Raw genomic sequence first — 24621 nt, 5'->3', positions numbered from 1 at the left:
TCTTTTTTTGATTATTAAAATGACGCCCTTAAACCAACATTATATCGTTTTGCAATAGGATATACCGCCAAACTTCTTGCTTCAGGATCAAACTCATCAGGTAATTTTTGCCATGTAATCAAATTGTTTCCATTAGCAAATATCTCCAGACTTTTTATTAACCCTACATTAGCCAAGGTATTCTTGTTGAAAGTATATTTCAACTCTAAGTTTTTAAGACGAATAAAATCACTACTTCTTCGAGAATAAGTGCTCGCTTGCGAATTGTGATTATTGTCCGTAGTTCGTAATGCAGGACGGGAAGCATCTAAATTATCGTAAGACCAATAATCCAACATCTCAGTGTTTAGTATTCTGAAAGCTAAATCACCACCTGATGTTTCGTATTCCCACAGATAATTATCTATTAAATTTTTAGATATACTAAACACACCATTAAACACTGCAGATATACTCCATTGCTTATATGTAAACCCTGCATTAAAAGCAAATGAGTTGGAAGCATACGAAGGTTCTCCGATAGGAACCCTGTCTAAGTTAGATACGGTTCCATCGCCATTGTAGTCCACAAACTGGAAATCCCCTGGACGCAAGCCGCTTGTGTAGTCAGAAGGCGCTCCAATATATACATCATCCCAACTATTGTACGTACCATCTGTTAGTAAGCCCGATTGCCAACCAATTGGTTTTCCGGCCTGCTTTTGGTATTCAGGTTCAAACGCCGCATCATCTCTTTCAATTATACGGTTTTCGCTCATTGAAATGTTTGCAGATAAACGGTAACGCATGTTATCTCCAATTCTGTCATTCCATGTTAATTCCAAATCAAAACCGTGGTTTTTGGTTTCTCCAATGTTTGCCCATGGTGTTTTACCACCATACCACGTTGGAAGGGATGTACGTTGCATCAAAATGTCAACCCTTTTTTCATCGAACAAATCAAGATTTGCTTTCAATTTGTTATTTAATACAGTTATATCAATACCTAGGTTTTGCTTGGTAGCTGTTTCCCATTTAGCATCCAGGTTGGCTGGAGTATCTTCATAATATAAAGTACCCAGGTACTGTTCACTGTCCGTTCCACCATAACCACCAGGGTGGCCTTGATAACTCCAGTGTTGAGCCGGATTATTTGCAGAGTGAGAATCATACGCCGAAAAGTAAAGGTAACGGTTAGCATCCCCTAACTGATCGTTACCCACAATACCATAGGAATATCTTACTTTTAAGAAATTGATAAAAGGTACATTATCTTTAAAGAAAGCTTCCTCAGAAACTACCCAACCTGTAGAAAGCGATGGGAAGAAACCGAATTTGTAACCTGAATCAAACTGCTCACTACCATTGTAAGCTCCGTTAAATTCTAATAAATATTTATCCTTAAACCCATAGGTTAATCTACCTACCCAGCTTTCTTCATATCTTGGGAAATTGATTCCGTTTTGCGCTTTACGCCTGTTAAATAATGCCAATGCACTTACATCGTGGCTTCCAAGATTTTTTACATAATTTAAAGATGCCTCATAATAAACAGAGTTACCATAAGAACTTAGTGATTCATTATTTACATTAGGTAAACCTTCTACTTCATCCACATCGTCACTAAATTGCCATATTTCACCAGAGCGGTAATCTGTCCTATAATACAAAGGATCTAATGTGATGGAACCACTATACGATTCCCTGTAATCGTAAGCTACTTTTGCTTTAAAAGTAAAGTTTTGAAGAAACTCCTGCGTAAACTGAACATCCACGTTAGAACGGGTTGAGCGTAATGTGTTTTCACTCTCTCTTTCCATCATACCTAAATAGTTATGGCTACGCCAGTCCTGTGCTTTGTTACCAACGCCCAGTTCTCCGGTACTTAAAACCGGGGGAGTACCTACCTGCACCTGGCTATACAGTGACGACATCCAATTACCATTTTGGTCAAATCCTAATGGCGTATCTGCAGAAATCCTGTTACCGTGCCAGTCTTTGAAGTCTCCTGATACATTTACACTTAACTTAGTTGTTTTAGTAAACTGAAAGTCGAGGTTACTACGCCAGTTGTATCTCTTTTGGTAAGTTCGGGGATCGATATATGGTTGTTCTTCAAGATCAAACATATCACCATCGTAGTTATACCCTAACGAGGTAAAATACTTTACAAAATCGTTACCTCCCGATACATTTAAGTTATAAGAACGTGCAACACCTGTTCCTATCAATTCGTTAATCCAGTTGGTGTAAGAGTAAAAGTCCATATCCCTGTTTGGATCTCTCCAAGCATCAATGTCACTCTGTGGCTGCAACTTGTTATAACTTCCTTCCGACATGGCCGCCATATTATAATACTCCAGTGCATCAGCAAAAGGAGCCATATAGTCGGTATTTACAACCGGTACTTTTCTACCTTCGTTGGCAGTAAAGGTAATTTTGGGTTTACCTTTTTGTCCTCTTTTAGTAGTAATAAGGATTACTCCGTTGGCACCTTTTACCCCATAAACAGCTGTTGCTGAGGCATCTTTTAATACCGAAACCGACTCGATTTCGTTAGGGTCGAGGTCGTTAAATTCACGTTCAATACCATCCACCATAAATAACGGGCTATTGTTTACCCAAGACGATTGACCACGAATAAGAATGGTAGATTCGGTTGCTCCCGGCTGACCAGAAGCCTGCATGGTAGAAACACCAGGTAACATACCTGCCAAGGCTTCACTAACCGAGGCTACGTTACCTACTTTTAATAGTTCCTCACCTGTTGTTTGTACAACCGAACCTACAACGGTCTTTTTCTTTTGGGTACCATAACCTACTACCACAACATCCTCCAGGATTTCGGTGTCGCTAACCATTTTTACGTTGATTATTAATTGTTGCCCCACAACAATTTCCTGCGTCTTATAGCCAATAAAGCTATAAACCAAGGTAGTACCCTCTGTCTTATCGATAGACAGCGTGTAGTTTCCGTCAAAATCGGTAATGGTACCAATGGTTGTACCCTTAACAAATACATTAACTCCGGGTATTCCCAGTCCATCACCATCGACAACCATACCCTTCACAGAAGTTTTTTGCGCAAAAACACTAATCGTAGCAAATGCCAACATTATTAACAAAATGTGCATCCGCTTTAGTATTTGTGCTAAGTTTAAATTGCTTTTCATATTACATAAATTACTATTAAGGTTCTCTTGTTGCTTTCTAAATTTTTACTGATCACCAAATCCTTTATTAACCACTCTTAAATATCATTTTACTTCGTTTTGATTCATAGACACTTTTTAACAATTCAAAAGTATACTAAAACAAGTGTAATACAGGGGAATTTTTTTTATAAAGTCGGTGGTAGAATTTTAGTCGTAAAACCAGAAAAACAGAACAAAAAACAATAACAAGATGAATGTAAAACACAACTAGACATTCACTAACATAAACTTAATCTGGAATATTGCACAATACGCATATTCTACTCTCATACAGATACTTGAATATTTTTGGTGGGGTTTGAATTTTGTTGTATCCCAACACTTATTAATGTTGCAATAAATTATAATACGGGACTTTCTTACATGTAATATTATACGATTTTATTGGCTATTTTCTACTATTAAATGATATTCACCCTCCCGTTTATTATTTTTACCCACCTTTTAAAGTTAGTAACCAAACTATCCACCATGATTTAATTTTGTAGTTCCGAGTATGTTTTAACGATAACGGAAACCAATTATAAGTTTGATCTGTAAATAATGTCACAAAGCGAAACCGACAAATCCGCCTCCCAGCCGCTGGCAGGGAGCAAATAGTTAGGTAGCACAAACTCCCATAATGTTGCAGGGCAGGTGGGGTGGAAGGAGGATCCCTATCTGAAATAAATTCGGAGATGGATAATCATAAAAGATATCATGTGTTAATAATATTTAAACTTGCACACTGATTTATAGGCCAAGTTGGCTATATAAAATGTGATATGGCTGAAATTGAACCCCAACTTTACGACTGTAATCTATTTCATATTTTCCGATTCTTAATCCTGAAAATTTAAAAATATTGTCATGAAGATCGACTGCCAAGCAGGCTTAAACCCATCCCGTGTGGATTATATATTTTCCATTTGACAAATTTAAAAGCCCTCAAAAACAATAAAAAAATCCAGTTATTCTCGCACGAATTTTGTATTTTTATGGTTTCGCACAAATTTTCTGAAGAATGGAACATCATCCTGAATAATCATTGATTATTTCAGGATAGGGACTTATTTTTTTATTTACGGAAAGTTACCTGATATAGGTAAGGTGATATTTTAGGTTGAGGAGACAAAAAAATGAGCGATCTGGAGACATTAAGAAATTTAGAACTTGCACCTTATATACTGAAAGCTACCACCCTGATAGGTGTGGAACGAAAGGTGGGCGGAAACCAATTCAGGCATAGCTTTGCCACGCTGGGAATTTTATTGGACTATAAATATTATAATGATAGTGTATTACTTAAAGCGGCGCTATTACATGATATACTTGAAGAGCGTCCGGACACTAAGGTTGAGGAGATTCAACAAATAGATTCAGAAAGCCAGCAAGTTGCACAACTTATTCTTGAAGTAACGCGATTAAAGCACGAATCGAAACCGCAATATCTTCAGCGGGTTCTAGATCACGGTTCAAAAAATGCCTTAATACTAAAATGTGCCGACAGGATCAGTAACCTAACTGATTTGCATCGCGATACGCACTCCAAACAAAAAATATCGAGATATCTTGACGAGACCGAACAGTATGTATTTAAAATGGCTATTAAGACCAATAAGTATATGCTGATCGAACTACGAGATCTGGTAGACAGAAGGCGAGAAATTCTTTAATCTATAGAATAAATTAATTCTATAATATCTGCAACGATATTCTCTTGAGTCTCGATAACACTTGCGATCTGGCATTTTATTTTGACCATCCCCGTTCAAAATAAATAAAGTTCTTATCATTATACAAACGGTATAATTGACCCACTCCGACAAATACATTATGTACCTCCAGGCTGTAGAGGATTTACAAACCTTCAAACACACTAAAATGGGAACCAAAATTAAACAAAACGCAGCATCAGTATTTCACTTCTTCTCATTTGAAAAGACCATTGCACTTCCATGTGAAATAGTATTAAGTGATAAATCGCTGAACATCATTAAATGGGCCCTGGTTGAAAAAAAACACGATTCTAATGTCCAAATACAAAAAAAGGAGATCTTAGCTGCTCTTGAATATTTAAAAAAGGAAGGTAAGATCATTGAGGTTGGAACATCATGGAAAATAGCAGCAAACGACAACTGGGTAATGGACGACAGGAAATCCATGTTTTTAGGCCGTTTTCTTGAGTCTGTATTACCCATAAACCCAGAAAACAATATCTCATGGTATCATTATAAAAAACTAACAAGACTAACAAGATCTTACATTAAGAACTATATTTATACTGATTCCACCAAGACCTCTTTTACAACTGTTTGTGAACGTGTTATTACCTATCTGATTTATTCAGGAAATTTTTCGAAAGGAATGGAGCTTGTAAGGCAAGCAGAAAAAATGGCCAAAGCTATTCCCGACAACCTTCTTTTTACGGCTAACTTAACTGCACGCAAAGCTGAGATTCTCCGGAAAAAAGGCGAGAACCAGGCAGCCATAAGACTATTGGATCCTATCATCCGCGAAATGGAAAAAAACGCTACCCAATTCCAGCTGGAACTTGCGCAACTATATACCGAACTTGGATTAACATTACTTTATAATGACAACAATGAATTTTCCAGAGCCGAAAATTACTTGCAGCGCGCATTATATATTCGGCAAATACTTTTAGGAGAAGAACACATTTTAACCATAGCGGCCCATTTAAATATTGCCAATTACCACGTTCAGATGGGTATGGGTGCCAAAGCCATTGAATGCACAAAAGCTACCCTCCCCTATCTCGAACCATATAACAACCAGTACTATGTGGCTAATACCTATGATATATTAGGACTCGCCACCTTTTACACCAAAGACATTCCTAAAGCGATTGAGTATTGCGAGAAGGGATTGTTGATACGAAAACAAATCTTAAAAGAGAACCACACCTTAATGCTTGAGAGTTTGCATAACATGGGACAATTATTGTATTATGCCAATAAGCCTGGCGAAGCCATTCACTACTTCAACAAAACATATGCGGGCTTTAAGAAGGTATATTCTCCCGAACACCAAAATTATGTTATAACCGTTGGAGCCAATGCGATTTGCAATCTTTCTTTAAACAATATCGACCAAGCGGAATACATTGTTCTGAAAGAATTGGACAAGGTGAGCGCATATCCCCGCAACTCCTTTAATATGTACGAATCTGCCATAGAAAAACTCATCCTCTATTATCACACCTCCCGTAACAGAATGAAAGAGATGAAGTTTATTAAGGTGTACATTAAACTATTGCAAAATAGAAAGACCAAGTACGACTATAAATACAGGATTATGCTGCTGAGTTATGTTTTCCTGCTTAAATCGCAACAAAAATGCGATGGATACCTTTGGGCGAACAAAGAACTATCCAATTATTTCAACCACGAAATACAGGAATCGGTTAAATCAAAAAATATCAAAGCAGGGAAATATAATGATTATGCCATGTTATTTAAAAATAAGCTGAATGACTTTAGGCGCTCTGAGGACTGTTATAAAAAAGTAATGGAGCTGTACCCTACCTGTTCAACATATTTAAGCAACTATGCCCTATTACTTACCAGTATTAAAAAGCAGGACGACTTAGCGGAAGAACTATATCTGAAAGCCTTAAAATTAGATCAAACCAATAGTGTTCTTTATGGGAACTATGCCTTCTTTCTTCAAAATGTGAGAAAAAAATTTCAGATAGCGGAGGAATATTACCAGATTGCACAATCTATGGCGCCCTTGGACGCGGCCAACTTGGCCAACTATGCCTCACTCAAGCTAATACAAGGCCATTTTTCGCAAGCAAAAACATTGATATCAAAATCGCTTATGATAGGCATACCTTCTCCCAACCGACATACTGCCCGCCCCTTATTCTTGTCCATATTGATAAGCATGTTCAACCATGAAAATTATGATGACTTTTTAGGAAACATGAAGTATTTGTTCATTTACAATATTGATCATGTTTGTTGGGATAACAGGGAATTGATGTCATTTGCCGGTAAAATTCTTAATGGCAGCGAGTATCTATTTTTAGAAGCTATTTTCAATACGATTAACGATTATGTCTGCTTAGAAAAATTGCAAAGTTTTACACATTGGAACAAAGTGAAACCGAAACCATTTGTCAGTAATTATAGGTCATTTGAGGAATAAGAACATATCATTGTTCCTTGTTTTAAACATCCAGTTTTACAGATTAGAAACTGGATGTTTAATTTCCCTTGCAATCGATGCATTACAGGTTGTCTATTCTATCGATTTTCCTTCTTTTTTCTCCAATAGCTGATATAATCGGTTTGTGTAATAAACCCTATTGGGCCCTCGGTTATGCCACCTTCCAGATAAAAGTCGGATACGCGCACTTGAATGGAATTTTTTTTGCCCATTTCAATAACGCCTTCAGGCACCAAATAGCCTCTTAATTGTGTGTAGGCTTTTGTATATTCGCCCTGTCTGTTTCCGGGTTCAAGGAAACCGGTTTGGCCTATTTTAATTCCATTGATAAAAACTTCGTCCAAATCGTCAATCTTTCCCAGCAGCAATACCACCCTGTCGTTTTCGAAATTATCGTTTGCAACAAATGTTTTTTGATACCAGGCATATCCATCCAGGCGTTTATAACCTTGGTTTTCCCAGGTACCCGGAACGTAGATCTTACCCCACTCTTTGCCATCACCATTGTCATATCGCCACTCCAGATTATCTCCGGTTCTGAAATTCCATTCTCCCTGTAAGTTCAAAAATGGTTTTAAAGGTCTTTTTTCGGCCAACAACCTAACATTGCCCCTGTTTATCCCGCCCTCCATCTGGTCGTCGTACACTTTAACCGCAATTACATTATGCCCGCTAAAATAAATCAATTGTTCGGGTATGGCATATAACCTATGCGCGTTATATGCTGTGGTATAATATGGTGGGAACTTTCCTGAACCGCCTATCCTTTGTCCGTTAAAAAAAACTTCATCCACATCATCAATATACCCTAGCTCCAATACCAGCGATTCTTTCCGATATTCTTCGGGAATATTAATATCCTTGCGATACCAGGCATAACCATCGTAGCCATTAAAGCCTTGCATCTCCCAGGACGATGGGACACGTATGTCGTCCCATTCCGAATCGTCAAACGCCCTATCCTTCCAATCCGGTTTGTTTCCCAAAGAAAACTTCCACTTTCCCGACAGATGATCTAAGGTTTTGTAATCCTGGCCTTGTGAATACAGACCTAACGTACATAGACTCAAAAGCGATATAACCAGTTGTTTTTTAAACATATCAATCAAAAATATTATCTAAAAAATGTTCAAATATATTCTTACTCTTCTCGTACTCCGAAAAATAGTTATCGAACGCCTCAACCGACATTATTCCCACCGGCCCCTCGTAAATTCCCCCATCATACCTATCGTCCCACACTCTTATGGCCAGTACATTTTTACCACTGTTAAGTTTACTGCTTGGAATACGATAAGCTCTTAGGGTCTGATAGTCCTCCTTATCTGCAAAATAGGAGCCTCGTCTCATTTCGTCCACGGAACCAATTCTTTGGCCATTTAAATAGCTTATGTCCTTGTCGTCTATTCGCCCTAATACCACCACAACATCACCTCCCGAAGTCGATCTATCCCAATTAAATGTTTTCCGGTACCAGGCATATCCATTTAAAAAGCGATAACCTTGAGATTCCCATTTTCCGGGTACCCTCAAGACTTCCCAATTTCTATCGTCGTATGCGAAACCCTTGTAACTATCGTTATTTCCTGCTTTGAATTTCCAGTTACCCGAAAGATCTTTTAAAAAGTAACGGGCCGTTGCATCCTTATACAATCCTACGCTTCCCAGAATACCTCCTTCGTAATACAAATCATAGACACGAACCGCAATTAAATTGGCACCTGTCTGATTTATCAAACTTACCGGAATTTCATAGTGTCTTTCTTCGGAATAGGCAGAAACGGGATTGGGAAGAAAATTTCCGGTTTTCCCGATTAGTGTACCATTAAAATAAACCTCATCGGCATCGTCGATACGATTTAATTTTAATATAATTTTGTCCTTTGGGGAAACATCGGGGATTTCCACCTTTCTTTTATACCAGGCATAGCCATTATAGCCTTCGTAGCCCTGGCTCTCCCAACTGTTTTGGATATATATCTTGTCCCAGCCTGAAAAATCGTGCGAGGGCAAACGCCAACTCATATCATCCCCAACACTAAAATTCCATGACCCCTGCAACGATTCTATCTGCTGCAGTTGCTGAGCCAATATGCTCACCTGTGAACCCAAAAATAATAGTACGATTAAAAATATTCTCATTCGGTTATCCAATAAAAGTGTGTGAGGTTAATTATATCAATTGCTTACTTCCATATATTTGGTATTTGTTTTTGGTCATCCTATCTATTCCCTGTACACAAAAGTTAACGGAACCCGGAAACTTCGGTACTTACAAATTTCATCTGTCTTCACCTTGTTATTGTTAATTGTATCTTTTATCAATTTTCGTATTTCTTCAGTAGCTCCTTCAACATCCAAAACCACAATACAACAATCGTTACAAACTCTTAGCGTCACATATACCTTGGTTCTGTTTCCATTTTCGACAAACAAACTGATATCTTCATCCAGAAAAGAGCGACTAATATCTTTCTGAACATGTTTAACCATTTTTTTGATCGTTCCTTCTTTATCAACTTTTTCAGCCCGAACATTTCCAAATCCTGTGCAAAAAATCAATACCGCCAGTGTTAAAAATTTAATCGTTTTCATGATGATTAGTTTATGATGATTAATGACTGTTATTATTTACACTGTAAATGTATGCTGGCAATAACACTACTGTGTCACTGCCATGTCATACTTTGTAAAAAGATGTCATCAATTTGTCATCAAGAAGCTAATCGTCTGAATTTTTATATATTACAAAGATATATATTCAATTTCCCTTCGTATTACTTACTAACTTATAACCAATTCCGTGAACTGTTAGAATAATATGGGGACGATTGGGGTTATCTTCTATTTTGTTCCGCAATTTTAATATAAAGTTATCAATTGTACGGGTTGTTGGCTGAAAGTCGTAGCCCCAAATTGCATCCAACAGGTTATCGCGAGTGACGGTTCTGTTTTTATTTTGCCACAAATGGTTCAACACCTCATATTCTTTCATGCTCATTTTCACCTGATCGGTTCCTGCATAAGCCATGTAATTGGAAAAGTCTACTTTTAAATTCCCTATTTCAACCTGAGCGATATTACCTTTGTCCACTGGTGTTGAGGAACGTCGGATGACGGCTTTAATCCTTGCCGACAATTCCCTCAACGAGAAGGGTTTGGTGATATAATCATCCGCCCCAGACTCTAGGCCAATTACCTTGTCCAGCTCCTCTCCTTTGGCAGATAAAAATATAATAGGTGTTTGCACGTTACTTTTACGTGCCTTTTTACATACATCAAAGCCCGATAATTTCGGAAGCATTACATCCAGCAATACCAAATTATACTTTGAGGACAATATTTTACTTAGCCCATCCTCACCGTCCAGGGCAACATCAACTTCGTATCCTTCGAACTCAAGATTGTCTTTTAATCCCATAACCATATCCGGTTCGTCTTCAACTACAAGAATTTTTTCCATATTTAACTGTCCGTTAATCACTTGGACGAGCCAGAAGCAAACAAGGCTGACATGTCCGCGTTCGTTGAATTGATTATTCCTTTGCGATTGGCAGATAAATCCTAAAGCTGCTTCCTTTTCCCACTTCACTTTCTACGTTTATCTTGCCATGGTGCGCATCTACAATCTGTTTGACAATATTCAGGCCCAACCCGGATCCTTTGGCACGGAATGCTAAATTACCAATGGTTACCCGATAAAATTGTTTAAAAATAAGCTTCTGCTCTTTTCGCGGTATCCCTATTCCGGAATCCTTTACCTCTACCCATGCCATATCATCAGAAGTTCCGGTTGTTATCTCTACCCGCTTTTGCTCCATGCTATATTTTATAGCATTGTCTATCAGGTTCACCAAAGCTTCGTCTATGGCTTCCTTATCTCCCCACACATTTTTGAGCTTCCCTTCCTTAATTAATACGAATTCCACATTGTTTTGCCGGATGCTATATTTATATCTTTCAATTACAGCACTTACATTTTCGTTTAAATCAAAAAAATTAAAAACATACTTTCTTTTGCCACTCTCCATTTTCGAAAAGTTAAGAATATTATTCACAATTCCGGAAAGGCGTTGCGCCTCTCTGAAAATAACATGGTAACTTTTTTGAAGTTTTTCCGCTCCCTTTACACGGTTCAACTGTAAACTCTCGGCATACATACTGATGAGTGCAAGTGGTGTGCGAATTTCGTGGGATACATTGGATACAAAATCGGATTTTATTTTGGCCAACTGAAGTTGTTTCTGCACGTTTCTATAAGTTAATACCCCCCCGAGCAATAAAACGATATCCACAATGACCAAAATCATTAAATTGTTCCTGCTTCTTTTTTCGATGATAGCCTGAGGAGAATCTCCCAATGGTTTTAGATACAAGGAATAACTTGGCAGCTGCCAGAAAGTTTGGCTTATATCTTCTTCCTTAAAATCCACCTCTTTTTCGTTGGCATATAGCAACTTTTGTGTTTGTGAGTGCAACAAGCCAATGGCAACATCTTGCAGTGCAACAGACTGAATTCTGGGAGCCAGCACATCCAATATAAAACGCTCGGAATCGACCGCAATGACGCCTACAAGCTTTTCTCCATTCGCATTGGTCAACACAAACAACATCAAATGGGTTGACACCTTTTGCTTTGATTCAAAAACCAAAACTTTATGGTAATTGCTCTCCAGGTATACAAAAAGCCTCTTGATTTCTCCCATCTTATTTTTACATGAGTCAACCACTTCTTGCGTCAACTCGTCGGAGATATCTCCTACAACCGTATGGATTCCTTTTAAACTATCTTTGTCATATTTTTGAAAGATAAGCCCCCTTATCAATTGCTGTTGGTTTGATAATACCTTGAAATCCGATTCTTTAATTCGTCCCGGCACCTTAGCTTGATCGGCTACATCTGCCACCCAGCGATTCACCACATCATCGGCATACATATTAATGGAGAAAATAACAGAGGTAAGCTGTCTTTGATAGATTTCTTCAAAAGCTTCCTCTTGCTGGCTAATAGAGTTCAATTGAAAAAACGTGATCAAAAGCGATGGCATCACGATTAACAACAACACCCAAATCAACGGTTTTAGCAGCGAAAATTTCATGCGTTCAAATCTATTGGAGTATCCAGCCCTCGACTTCACCGGGTCGAAATATGGTGAATAAGGCAGTTTAAATGTAAGGATAATTTTAATAAAGAAAGAAACCTGCAAAACAAAACACCATCTTATCAAATGAATGAAAGATGGTGTTTAGGTAGTCTTTGCAAGAAAATACCAAGATTTCGCTACGTCCGTTTCTGAAAGAATCATGAACGATTCGTAAAAAGCTGCCTATCCGGCATTTGATTCTATGGACAACATGCGCTCCAGTCGTTCTATTTGCTTGTTTTTATTTACTTCGCGTAGGTTTTGGGCAGTATCGGTATAATATTGATGCTTGCGAATAAAGGTGAGCTGTTTTTGATTCCACTCGTTAAAAGAGCCAATCATATTGCGCACTTTCAGCTCTTCGTACAACATATTGGATACCGGGATAAAGTCCGTTCGTCCAAGATAATCCAGATCAGAATCGCAAATCACCTTCTGTAAAATATTTTGAGGTTCGGGAGGAAATTTAGTGGCCATTATCAAGCCGCAAACAGTATCCATCATATCGTCGGGGAAGTTGTATTTGCTCAGCATTTTTTTGGCAATCACCGTACTGTGAAACTCATGGTCATCGTAACTGATCACATGACCTGAATCGTGAAACAAGGCAGCCAGCTTTACGATTAAAATTTCTTCTTCGTTAAGTCCTTCGGCCCATCCAATCAGTTCTACCTCCGTAACAACGTCGATGGTATGTTTGATGTTATGATAATAAAGTTTTTCCGGCAAGTTTTGCTCCATCATATCCAGCACTTCTTCCTGGATATCCAGGAACTGGATCAACGAATACTTGACATCGAAATCATTGTTTTTCCGGCCTTTGTGTTCCGGATCTTCCAGCTGGGGCAATAAACCTGCAACATGGTACAAGTCCATCAGTCCTTTATATTTGACCGGCATATCGCCTGACAATTCGCAAGTGAAAAATTCCTTTACCAATTCATACGTCATGGCGGAAATATTAACCATGTTGGGCGAGCTTGCCTTACCCAGCCGGCTTGTAAAATTAACTGCGTCGCCCGCCAATCTGTAAGGTGTCGATTTCCGTCCGGTGGGTTCCGCCAAAACAGGCCCTGTATGTATACCAATGTTTAACCCCCAAAAAGCCGTGTTATTTTCTCCACCGTTAATTTCAACGGCAGCCTGTCGCATTTCAAACGCAGCTAGAATAACATCTATGGGGTTGGTTCTGTTTTCTTCCAACATACCCCCTCCATAGATGAAAATATCACCAACGGTCTTTATTTTTAATATGTTGTATCTTTTGGCAATCGTATCCATCGTTAATTGAAGTTCATCCAACTTATCCATTAGATGCTCTGCATTTGGGTGACCGCTTAACTTATCAAATCCTTCGATGGAAGCATAAAGCAAGGAGGCCCTTTTAAAGCGATGTATTTTTTTACGGGGTGTTTTTTTCTCTTCATCCTCAAACGAGAAATTGGAAAGTAAGCTAAGATACTTATCGTTTTGTTTTTGAATAAAATTGTATCTGCCAACAATTTCGTTCATTTCGCGGTTAAGCTCTTTGTTTCTGTTGGCAAGTTTAGATATCCTGCTTATGTATAACTCTATATTGTCCATATACACTTAGTTCTGTCTACTTTTATATGCAGCGTAACATAGTTTACGGACTTGAATAAAAATAGTTTACACCAGTATACTATTTTTGTGTTAAATAACTGTTTTAATATTTGAACACCTTAATTTTGTTGACCAAACTAAGATCGAGCTATTTCAATTTTTTAAAGCAGTGTTAATTTTAAAAACATCAAGATTCATCCGTTTAATAAATCTTTAATTTTCACAAGTCTACTTTCGATTGATTCACTGGCATCCACCCAATGTATTTCAAATCCGCTCCGTTCCATTTTCCTAAACCATGTCATTTGGCGCTTAGCAAATTGGTGTATGGCAATGTTCAGCCGCTCAAACATGTGCTCAAAGGATATTTCACCAATAACATATTGCGTCAAATATTTGTATTCCAAGCCATAATATAATAAATCTTCGGCATTTACACCAGAATCCAATAGTTTTTTTACCTCATCTACCATACCTTCGTCCAACCTTGACCTCAACCGTTCGGTAATCTTTTCCCGTCTCAATTCCCGGTCAATATTAACCCCAATTATCAATGGGCGCAGTTCTGGTAACTCCACTTCTATTTCGGGATGGTTTTGATAGTAGGTTTCTATTTCGATGGCCCTGACGGCTCTTTTCTTTGTGTCTACTTCTGTTTTGTTATGCAGGCGCTTCATAGACGACAATATACTGGTCAGTTCCGCCAAGGATTTATCTTCCAATCCCTTGCGCAAATTTGGATTTGAAGGTACTTGTATCATTTTAAAACCACTTAATACGGCTTCGATGTACATGCCCGTTCCACCGCACATTATCGGAAACCTGCCTCTATTTCGAATATCTTCAAATGCTTTAAAAAAGTCTCTTTGATACTCGTAAACATTGTACTTATGACCGGCATCGGCAATATCTATCAAATGATAGGGTACTTGATGTCCCTCTACCACGTAATCTTCCAGATCTTTTCCCGTACCCAAATCCATTTTTCGATAAACTTGTCGTGAATCGGCACTAATAATTTCCCCCTTTAATTGATGCGCCAACGGCACTGCCAAAGCGGTCTTTCCACTGGCTGTTGGCCCCAATACCACTATTAAATTATATTTATTGGAATTAATCATAAACTAATTGACTCGATTTTTTTACTTTTACCCTGCAAAGCTAATTAATTTAGTGCGTATTATTTTAATGCACTTAGGTTTAAAACAGGGAAATCATGGAGGCAACAAAAAAGCAGGAAAGCCTAACTGAAAAATATAAAAGTTTATTTGTAAGGACTAAAAATCTGATTGTTTCCCCTAAGCAAGAATGGAAAGCAATCCACAATGAGACGTCTGACGTAAATATAATTTTAAGCAATTATGTATTGCCTTATATGGCTGTACTATCGTTAATTACTTTTGTGAGTTACATTGGATCGCATCAAGGATACCCTTTTGAAACGGCCCTAAAAAGAGCATTGTCGCAGTTTGCCTCTTTCTTTTTTGGGCTATACATCTCGTATTTTATTGTACTTAAGATTATCCCCAAATTCACCGTAAGAACTTATCACAAAAACCTGAAACTGCTTGCCTTTAAAATTGCAGCTTACAATTCCATTATTTTATACCTGATTGTAATAGCAACTGCCTTAATCCCCCAGATATACTTTTTGCAAATCATCGGAATTTATACCGCGTATTTGGTTTGGATAGCCACCCATGGCATAGGTAAATTTGAATCGCATGACTTACGCGTCGTTTTTACGGTTATAGTAAGCCTGCTTCTTATGTTTGTACCATACTTTATTTCGGTAATTTTTATAGAAACTGTTGCTTTATATTAAGGACATCCGGTAACATTTCCATCATTTTACCACATATCTATTTCAACCATCATGTCAAAACAAAATAAAATTAACATACGTAACAAAAAAGCCTATTTCGACTACGATATTTTGGAAAAATACGTGGCCGGTGTTCAATTATCGGGCACCGAAATTAAATCCTTACGGTTGGGAAAAGCCAGCCTGGTTGAGGCATACTGTTACTTTATAAAAAACGAACTTTGGGTAAAAGGCTTTAATATTGCCGAGTATTTTTTTGGCACCTATAACAACCACATGCCGTTGCGCGAAAGAAAGCTTTTATTGCACAAAAAAGAACTCCGTAAACTGGACAGAAAAACAAAAGAATCCGGACTTACCATCATCCCACTTCAAGTGTTTATTACTGAAAAAGGATGGGCCAAATTAGAAATTGGGCTTGCCAAGGGAAAGAAAAGTCACGACAAAAGAGAAACACTCAAGACCAAAGATGCCAAGCGGGAAATGGATCGCATTAAAAAAAGTCACTAATTCTTTTACACCACACGCAACCTTTACATACTTCATCCATCTTCCCTAAAAACTTTATCTTCATATATGTTTTGAGCGAATGCCGCAAAGCTTTAACTTAGTATCAATGAGGATAATTAAACAAGCGTGGAGAACCTAATTGAAATTATAAAACAATGCCAGAAAAACAGTGCTCAAGCGCAGAAAAATCTATACGAGAACTTTTCGCCTTGGCTGTTTGGTGTCTGTATACAATATTGTAAAGACAGAACAGAGGCAGAGGATAATTTGCAGGAAGGTTTTATAAAAATATTTAATAACATACATAAGTTCAGATTTGAGGGATCATTTGAAGGGTGGATGCGGAGAATAATGGTAAACACGATCATTGAATCGTTTCGAAAGAAAAATCTCGTTTATCTGGTAGATTCCATAGAGGAGTTCCAGATAGAAGATGAAGAAGTAACCGCTGAAATCCCAAAACATTCGACAAAAGAACTGCTTGAGTTAATAGAATCTTTACCGCCTAAATACAAACTTGTTTTTAACCTGTACGCTCTCGAGGGACTATCACACCAGGAAATTTCAGATGCACTGGGAATATCGGTGGGCACCTCCAAGTCGAATTTATCCAGGGCCAGAAAAATACTAAAGCAAAAACTGGCTGAAAAAACGAATAAAAAATCGCAAACAGCTTGAAACAAAAGATGAATAAGAATAAAAATATCGATCATATATTCAAAGATGGACTTGCCCACTTCTCGGAAGTTCCGCCTGCTCATGTGTGGAATGCTGTTCAGGGAGGTGCTCAAGGCGTCGGACAAAATAAAAAAGCCATCATTTTCTGGAGGAGTGTAGCTGCTGCCGTAATCATAGGCCTACTGTTTTTAGGCGGCTTGTTCTGGAATAACCGAATCGATAACAAAGCAATGGTTACCGATAACGCCATTCCTGCAAAAGGAACAGACACTAAAAAAGCCAACGAAGATACTGACAATATGATTTTAAAGGATTCTTCCGACGAAGAATCCCATGAGGAGAAATACATGGATACGGAGTCAAACTATTCTCCGAATCCACCAATAGTGGCTTTTAAAAACAACAAGCAAGCTGTACACCCCGAAGGAAAAACCGGTACCGAAAATGTTTCGACAGGCTTTTCGGAAAGGATGGTAAATAATGAACAAATTAACTCATCTACCGGTGTAACCGATGGGATGGCAACAAGCCCGCATGCCGTGCCTATTTCTAAAATAGAACCCGGCGCTAATATACAATTAGCCAACGCATTACCTGTTGATGCGACTCAACTTTTTAATACCCAAAACCAAAATACGATTATTGATCTGGAAACGCAAGCCGCCAACAATCTGCTTATAGCGATTAACAATCCATTGGACAACCCGGAAGAAAATAAAAAAAGAACTTTGCAGTTTGCCATAGGGGGTCAATTTTCGCCAAGCTATTCATACCGGGAAACCGGGTCATCCGGAAATGCTAACTCAACAGCAGCGAACGAGGACGGGATAATGTCGTATACAGGCGGCATAAACCTAAACATTAAAACCAGAAAAAGATGGGGAATAGAAACCGGTATTTTTTATGCACAGGTAGGGCAAAAATTTAGCAATCCGCTTATTGGGCGATCTGATAAAATGCTGTACAGCGCCTCCCCAGCCGCAGGGATTAGAAGCAGGGAAGCCAATTTGAAGAATTCCATGGGTAATATTAAACTTCAAAGCTCCGCCCAACAGGATTTAATTCAGGAAGTAGCCACATCCAGCGCCAATATACAACTCAATACCCGAAGCGATGCCACCTTTACGGCTAACGAACTGGAAATAATAAAAATACAACAGGAGTTGGATTACATAGAAATCCCTTTCCTTTTACGATACGACTTACTTAATAAGTCTGTTGGCATTTCAATATCGGGCGGTATGAGCACCAACTTTTTGATAGGAAACGGAGCGTACAAAATAGAAAACAATTCCAAAGACAAAATCGGTGAAATGGAGCATATAAGTGAGATTAACTATACCGCCATCTTTGGTCTCGGACTGCGAACACCCATATTAAAATCTTTAGACTTTAACTTTGAACCCAGAATAAGGTATTTCATGAACTCCGTTACGGAACAAGGAGGTAGTTACAAACCATACTCGATTGGGGTTTATACTGGTGTAAGCTACACTTTCTAACAATTCATTTGGTGCCTTCACCACCTCTCGATTCTTATTAAGCATGCTATCTTCACAATATCATATCGCTAGGTTCATCCCCATACCTTTATTTGAACCCGCCATATGCATTAGAAATCCTGTTACGCAATTAAACTGCTTCAAAGCAAGGCGTTTCAATGAATTGCTTCAACTCACCAGAACGGTGCTCCCGAAAGTAATCGGGACAAGTTATGCCTCGTTTCAGTAAATCCTTGTTTTATTGCACTTTCAATGTTCACGACGAAGTTCTAATGCATAATCCGGGTTTAATGAGACTGGCACCTGAATCCTCACAGCGAAAAGCCAACAAATACCAAATATCTTTCCGCAACCAATTCCGAGGAGTCAGCATCGATCTATGCCTGGGGATAACATAGCATTTATAGCCTTTAGGTGGACTTATTTGTTTTGGTATAATGGCGATAGTTTGTTCCGAGGATTTTCGGTAAAAGAATGACTGTACATGTTACATGTAAAATATTAAGACTCGCATCTTTAATAGTAAAATTACAATGCCTTATAAATTTCACTTACCGAATTTAACCCCGATACTCTTCCATCTTTTGGCAGAGCATGGGGTCCGGGTGATAAAAACAAAAAGGACCTTACCTCAGTAAAGCCCCCGTTTGTATCAACTGCTGCCATAAGGCAGATAGCATTGTATTCCTGTTAATAGACCACCACCTTTTCCTGATAAGAGGATTTATCAACACTTACCCTGATAATATACATCCCCTGAACGGCAGGCATATCAAATTCAGTTTCGGTTGAATGCAACTCGTGTTGCGCCATCAACTGACCAGCGAGGTTATAGACCTGAATTAACCGGTCTTTACCCCTTAAAACCTCTTCGGTTACCTTTACAAATGCCTTTTGGTTGACCGCATAAATTATTACATTGCTCTTAGAAACTTCAGGTTCATTTTCCGCTACATCTGTTGTCACACCTGATAACTCAGTACGGATAACAAAACGGTCGTCAGAATGGGCTGCAGTTGGTGCAAAGGTGTAACTACCTTGCTCTCTTAAGTTAATGGTTACTCCTGCGTCCAGGTCCTCTAAATAAATATCAACATTTGAATTAAAGCCTGACAAATCGCCTACCTGAATGGTAAATTCGGACATACCTGACTCTGCCACCTTGTAACCAAGAGGAATAATCTCGCTATCAAAATTAAGCGGCATAGAGTTAATGACCGCATACCTGTCGTCTTTAACCGTATATAGGTTTCCGGCAGAACCGCCAACCATCCTTTTTTGGGAGTCATAAACTGTAAAATCATAAGCCCCATACGCTTTAAATGAAATGACTGCTTCATTGTCCGTGTTATTATTTAACAAACGGAGTCGAATCACATCTGTTTCAACCGAACCAGCACTTTTAAGCGTAACAGAAGGCTGATGCTGGAGAGCGGATTTTTTTAAAGTAATACTTCCATTGCCACCAGCACCGATCTTGATCCAAAAAGATTGTCCGGGAGCAATATGCCTTAAACCTCCACCCGAAACAGTTCCGTCTGCCAGGTTACAGGTTGCATAATCCGTTCCCGCCCAAATATAGGTGGAATAATAAGATGGGTCCAGGTTTGTAAAGGCGTGGTCGATACTTAAAATATCAATAAATGCAGGGTAAGGATTTGCCACCAGGTACCATCCTTCGTCCAAATTGGAAATTGTATATTCCGCCTCATTGTTTAAGGTTCCCGAATAAGATAAATTGCCCGGATAACCATCCCTGACACCAAAGGCATAACCATCCAATGGCTCCGTAAAATTATAGGTAGTACCGTTTAATTTTGCAAAACTGGCCCCAACATAATTATAGAGGAAATATCCGTTTTGTACTTCGTTCCCATCATCATCACTTAGTTTCAATCCGGATGATGGCATTGCCGAAAGACCGATATACCACCATTTAGAATCACTTATGCCGTTCCATTTAACGGTTGCTTCTCCGGCTCCCAGCACTTCCCCTTTTACAATGATTGGTGTGGGATTATCTGCTGTATTATTAATAACCAAATCTCCATTAATGGTAAGGTTACCGTTAATCGTTAACTGGCAACCACCTCCAATAGTTAATGTTGCATTTTCATTAATGGTTAAATTACCTACCATAATTGACCCACCGTTAATAACCGGCGATGACCCGGCATTAGCAACAACCACAATATCGAATGCTTTGGGTTCATCTGATAATGACCAATTCGCACCTGTGGTCCATGCCTCAGAAGTATCACCATTCCAGGTATTAGTTTTTGCTACTGATATTATCTCCTCCATCAAATCATCTACTAAAAACAGAAGACCTGAATCATCTCCACCGAGATCACTAATCAAATCATCCCCTGTTTTAATATCATCTAATGATAGATCGTTACTATCAACCCCTATAATCAAAGGATTTTCGTCGTTAATAGCATATATATCAGCATTTGCCGACACATCCGTTTTATTCCCATACACTGCTACCTCTCCTGTTATTATAATATTAGCATCAGACAACATATCTACATTAGCTAGTGTAAGATCACCCAAAACAATTACATTTCCCGATAAATATGACTCATTACCAGATGCAATTTCCCGCAAGCTCCCTTGAATGACTAATGTTCCTCCAGCCTCAACTACCAGTTTCTTCTGAAAGTATACATCCCCGGTAACCGTTAATCTACCTCCATTTTTAACGGTAACGTTATCCCCTTGAACCTGAGAAGGTGCCTTTACTATATCGTCTCCATCATTAACAGTTATTGATCCTGCAAATATGCTGACGCTCAAAGTGCACAACAACAGTAAAGTATTTATTTTTTTCATATGCTTAATTATAAAACTCAAGTCTAATTTCCTATTGTGCTCTTAAACGAAAGCATAGCTTTAAAGGTTTCGAATTTTAAAGTCGCATTGACGAATGTATGTTATTACTACATAAACAGCTCATTTTTTATCGTATTTGACTTCATACCTCTGATATTATCCAGTCATCAACACGCACTGTCCATCCATAAACATAACTAGTGTTGTATTATATCATGCTAGTGCAAGTCAAATTTTATTTTGAATTTCCTGTTCAGTGTTTTATGTATCGCTATTGGTCAGGATCATTATTTGAACATCCCTACTTTATGTTTACTTAACTTATTTCCACTCTTTACTCTGACCATATAAATGCCATTTGCATCGGGCAATTCAATGGTCGTACGTAGTTTATTTGGCTCAACTTGATTGACTAACTGCCCGGACACATTAAACACCTGTATGCTTCGGTGGTTTTCTCTTAATAAATCCTCTGTTACCAATACGATCAGCTCTTGCGCAATAGAAAAAACAGTAATATCCGATGATGCATCTTCTTTTATTACATCCGTTGTTACACCTGATAACTCGGTACGAATAACAAAACGGTCGTCAGAATGGGCAACAGTTGGTGTAAAGATGTAACTACCTTGCTCTCTTAAGTTAATCGTAATATCTTCCTCTTTGTCCTCTAAATAAATATCAACATTTGAATTAAAGCCTGCCAAATCGCCTACCTGAATGGTAAATTCGGCCATACCTGACTCTGCCACCTTATAACCAAGAGGAATAATCTCGCTATCAAAATTAAGCGGCATAGAGTTAATGACCGCATACCTGTCGTCTTTAACCGTATATAGGTTTCCGGCAGCACCGCCAACCATCCTTTTTTGGGAGTCATAAACTGTAAAATCATAAGCCCCATACGCTTTAAATGCAATAACTGCTTCATTGTCCGTGTTATTATTTAACAAACGGAGTCGAATCACATCTGTTTCAACCGAACCAGCGCTTTTAAGCGTAACAGAAGGCTGATGCTCCAGCGCCGATTTGCTTAAGGTAATGCTTCCATTGCCACCAGCACCGATCTTGACCCAAAAAGATTGTCCGGGAGGAATAAATCTTGAACCTCCACCGGAAACACCTCCGTCTGCCAGGTTACAGGTTGCATAATCCGTTCCCGCCCAAATATAGGTGGAATAATAAGATGGGTCCAGGTTTGTAAAAGTGTTATCGGCACTTAAAATATCAATAAATGCAGGGTAAGGATTTGCCACCAGGTACCATCCTTCGTCCAAATTGGAAATTGTATATTCCGCCTCATTGTTTAACGTTCCCGAATAAGATAAATTGCCCGGATAACCATTCCTGACACCAAAGGCATAACCATCCAATGGCTCCGTAAAATTATGGCTAGCACCGTTTAATTTTGCAAAACTGGCCCCAACATAATTATAAAGGAAATATCCATCCTGTAAGTCATCATCATCATCATCATCATCATCATCATCATCATTGCACAGTTTCAATCCGGATGAAGGCATTGCCGAAAGACCGATATACCACCATTTAGAATCACTTATGCCGTTCCATTTAACGGTTGCTTCTCCGGCTCCCGGCACATCCCCTTTTACCAGAATAGACGATGGTTTATTTGTGGTATTTTCAATTATAAATTTAGCACCTGATTCAATCACCAAATCCCCATTAAGGGTTAACTGGCTTCCTGCTTCAAAAATAAGCTTGCCTCCTGCTTTAACTGTAATATCATTAACCCCACCTAGGGCCCAAGCTCCGCTGCATGTGATTGTATGACCATGCTGGATCACATAATTTTGATTGTCAGTTGCGAAATCTAAAGGTTCACTTCCTGAGCCATCCGTTTCTGAACGCCAATTTAAGACGTTAGAGTGATTACCCGTTGCACATGAATAATAGGTTTTTTTCACTATCCCTATATCTTCAATAATATTATTAAGAATTGTATTGCCTTCTGCAATTTGTTCCAGTTGTTCCTGTCCGCGAACGTCATTATCAATATTATTACCTGAGGCATCACTTGTGCTGCCAATCACATAAATTTCCGCGCCACCTTCATAAGTTGTTTCACCCTTATTTTCAATTACTAAATCCCCGCCAACCACCATTGTGGATTCTTTTAAAATCTTAAAATCAGTAATATTCACATGGCCCGCTACAACCACGGTTCCTTTAATTTCATGTACCCCAAAACCAGAGTTATTCAAATCCAAATCGCCATGTACAATAAGAGTTCCACCCTCCTCTAATTTTACATATTTCGCTATCATGCTCCCAAACACTTCAACATAAGCTCCTGATTTTATTGCCAACAACTTTGTAGCTTCAAAATCTTTGGCTACAGTTAATTTCCCTTCCACGGTTCCCTCCTTATTAGAAGTCAAATCACCCGCAGCATCTACGGTTTTTCCTGATTTTATTTCCCAATCCTTTTTAAGTGTGGTCGGATCTGCTAAACTGCCGGTAATCTCATCACCCGCCTTAACGCCACTTATCCCTGCGAATAATATTAACAGAACTAATACAAAAATCTTTTTCATAAATCAATAAATTACATACGATACAAGCCAGATTCTACAAGAACATCCATACAAAAAACAACCTCTGTTAGAAGCTATATTTTTTTTGTTTAAGATGTTTTTAAATACCCCAACACTCATTTGTACGTAACTATAGATTTTTGTTACACTCCAAAGGCAGAAAAATAGATTTTTTCAACAACAAGTATTTTCCATCCCACAAAAATCTTAACATCTGCGTTAATATACTCAGTTATACTGTGATTAGTTTTTGTCATGGCAAAAACCATAAATCCTTTACCAAACCACCCATGTCCGGTAAATTATTGCGTTAAGCGAAGGCAGTGACAAGCTTGCTTGGCAATGCTGAGCGGAGCAATAATCATAAAATAATTATTGCGTTAAGCGAAGGCAGTGACAAGCTTGCTTGGCAATGCTGAGCGGAGCAATGATCATAAAATAATTATTGCGTTAAGCGAAGGCAGTGACAAGCTTGCTTGGCAATGCTGAGCGGAGCAATAATCATAAAATAATTATTGCGTTAAGCGAAGGCTGTGACAAGCTTGCTTGGCAATGCTGAGCGGAGCAATAATCATAAAATAATTATTGCGTTAAGCGAAGGCTGTGACAAGC

General features: G+C 38.5%; 16 protein-coding genes. 6 read left to right on the top strand and 10 right to left on the bottom strand.

All coding sequences use genetic code 11. The annotated features are described in order from the left end of the window. Positions 1–14: 14 nt before the first annotated feature. Positions 15–3152, bottom strand: coding sequence for a SusC/RagA family TonB-linked outer membrane protein (locus tag ACT29I_RS11675; RefSeq protein ID WP_444793530.1), 3138 nt, complete (start codon positions 3150–3152; stop codon positions 15–17). A 1160-nt stretch (positions 3153–4312) separates the two neighbouring features. Here ACT29I_RS11675 and ACT29I_RS11670 point away from each other — a divergent pair. Beyond that, positions 4313–4849 (top strand): HD domain-containing protein, encoded by a 537-nt coding sequence (locus ACT29I_RS11670; RefSeq protein ID WP_430931252.1) that lies wholly within the window; start codon positions 4313–4315, stop codon positions 4847–4849. 208 nt (positions 4850–5057) lie between these two features. Beyond that, a complete protein-coding gene (locus tag ACT29I_RS11665) occupies positions 5058–7349 on the top strand; it encodes a tetratricopeptide repeat protein (RefSeq protein WP_444793529.1) in 2292 nt (763 codons plus the stop codon). Between the two features lie 98 nt (positions 7350–7447). Here the strand turns inward: ACT29I_RS11665 and ACT29I_RS11660 are convergent, their stop codons facing one another. From ACT29I_RS11660 to miaA, 7 genes are all read right to left on the bottom strand, one after another. After that, positions 7448–8470, bottom strand: a complete 1023-nt coding sequence (locus tag ACT29I_RS11660; RefSeq protein ID WP_444793528.1) for a sugar-binding domain-containing protein — start codon at positions 8468–8470, stop codon at positions 7448–7450. 1 nt (position 8471) lies between these two features. Further along, positions 8472–9512 carry a beta galactosidase jelly roll domain-containing protein gene (locus ACT29I_RS11655; RefSeq protein ID WP_444793527.1) on the bottom strand — a complete coding sequence of 347 codons (1041 nt, stop codon included), beginning with the start codon at positions 9510–9512 and terminating at the stop codon, positions 8472–8474. A gap of 84 nt (positions 9513–9596) precedes the next feature. Next, the gene (locus tag ACT29I_RS11650; protein WP_430937170.1) at positions 9597–9965 is read right to left on the bottom strand and encodes a hypothetical protein; all 369 of its coding nucleotides are present in this window, start codon (positions 9963–9965) and stop codon (positions 9597–9599) included. A gap of 166 nt (positions 9966–10131) precedes the next feature. Further along, on the bottom strand, positions 10132–10833 hold the full coding sequence (locus ACT29I_RS11645; protein ID WP_430937168.1) for a response regulator transcription factor: 702 nt from the start codon (positions 10831–10833) through the stop codon (positions 10132–10134). Between the two features lie 73 nt (positions 10834–10906). Beyond that, positions 10907–12469 carry a sensor histidine kinase gene (locus tag ACT29I_RS11640; RefSeq protein WP_444793526.1) on the bottom strand — a complete coding sequence of 521 codons (1563 nt, stop codon included), beginning with the start codon at positions 12467–12469 and terminating at the stop codon, positions 10907–10909. A gap of 228 nt (positions 12470–12697) precedes the next feature. Further along, complete coding sequence (locus tag ACT29I_RS11635; RefSeq protein ID WP_444793525.1) at positions 12698–14098, bottom strand: adenylate/guanylate cyclase domain-containing protein; 1401 nt, start codon at positions 14096–14098, stop codon at positions 12698–12700. Positions 14099–14292: 194 nt separating this feature from the next. Further along, entirely contained in the window at positions 14293–15219 is a 927-nt protein-coding gene (gene miaA, locus ACT29I_RS11630; protein WP_444793524.1) for a tRNA (adenosine(37)-N6)-dimethylallyltransferase MiaA, read from the bottom strand. 95 nt (positions 15220–15314) lie between these two features. Between miaA and ACT29I_RS11625 the strand changes: the two genes are divergently transcribed. The 4 genes from ACT29I_RS11625 to ACT29I_RS11610 all read left to right on the top strand — a co-directional run bounded on the left by ACT29I_RS11625 (position 15315) and on the right by ACT29I_RS11610 (position 18613). Next, positions 15315–15923 carry a Yip1 family protein gene (locus ACT29I_RS11625; protein WP_444793523.1) on the top strand — a complete coding sequence of 203 codons (609 nt, stop codon included), beginning with the start codon at positions 15315–15317 and terminating at the stop codon, positions 15921–15923. A 51-nt stretch (positions 15924–15974) separates the two neighbouring features. Continuing rightward, a complete protein-coding gene (smpB, locus tag ACT29I_RS11620; protein ID WP_430937158.1) occupies positions 15975–16433 on the top strand; it encodes an SsrA-binding protein SmpB in 459 nt (152 codons plus the stop codon). Positions 16434–16559: 126 nt separating this feature from the next. After that, positions 16560–17111: an RNA polymerase sigma factor gene (locus ACT29I_RS11615; RefSeq protein ID WP_430937156.1), complete on the top strand. Its 552-nt coding sequence runs from the start codon at positions 16560–16562 to the stop codon at positions 17109–17111. 8 nt (positions 17112–17119) lie between these two features. Beyond that, positions 17120–18613 carry an outer membrane beta-barrel protein gene (locus tag ACT29I_RS11610; protein ID WP_430937154.1) on the top strand — a complete coding sequence of 498 codons (1494 nt, stop codon included), beginning with the start codon at positions 17120–17122 and terminating at the stop codon, positions 18611–18613. Between the two features lie 690 nt (positions 18614–19303). On the opposite strand, the gene ACT29I_RS11605 is transcribed toward ACT29I_RS11610, so the two are convergent. Then, positions 19304–21451, bottom strand: coding sequence for a T9SS type A sorting domain-containing protein (locus ACT29I_RS11605; RefSeq protein ID WP_430934318.1), 2148 nt, complete (start codon positions 21449–21451; stop codon positions 19304–19306). Between the two features lie 287 nt (positions 21452–21738). Then, positions 21739–24009, bottom strand: a complete 2271-nt coding sequence (locus tag ACT29I_RS11600; RefSeq protein WP_444793522.1) for a T9SS type A sorting domain-containing protein — start codon at positions 24007–24009, stop codon at positions 21739–21741. Positions 24010–24621: the final 612 nt, after the last annotated feature.

It is taken from the genome of Saccharicrinis sp. GN24d3, assembly GCF_052400645.1.
Lineage (GTDB): Bacteria > Bacteroidota > Bacteroidia > Bacteroidales > Marinilabiliaceae > Saccharicrinis.
This window is presented reverse-complemented; position numbering and strand designations above follow the sequence as displayed.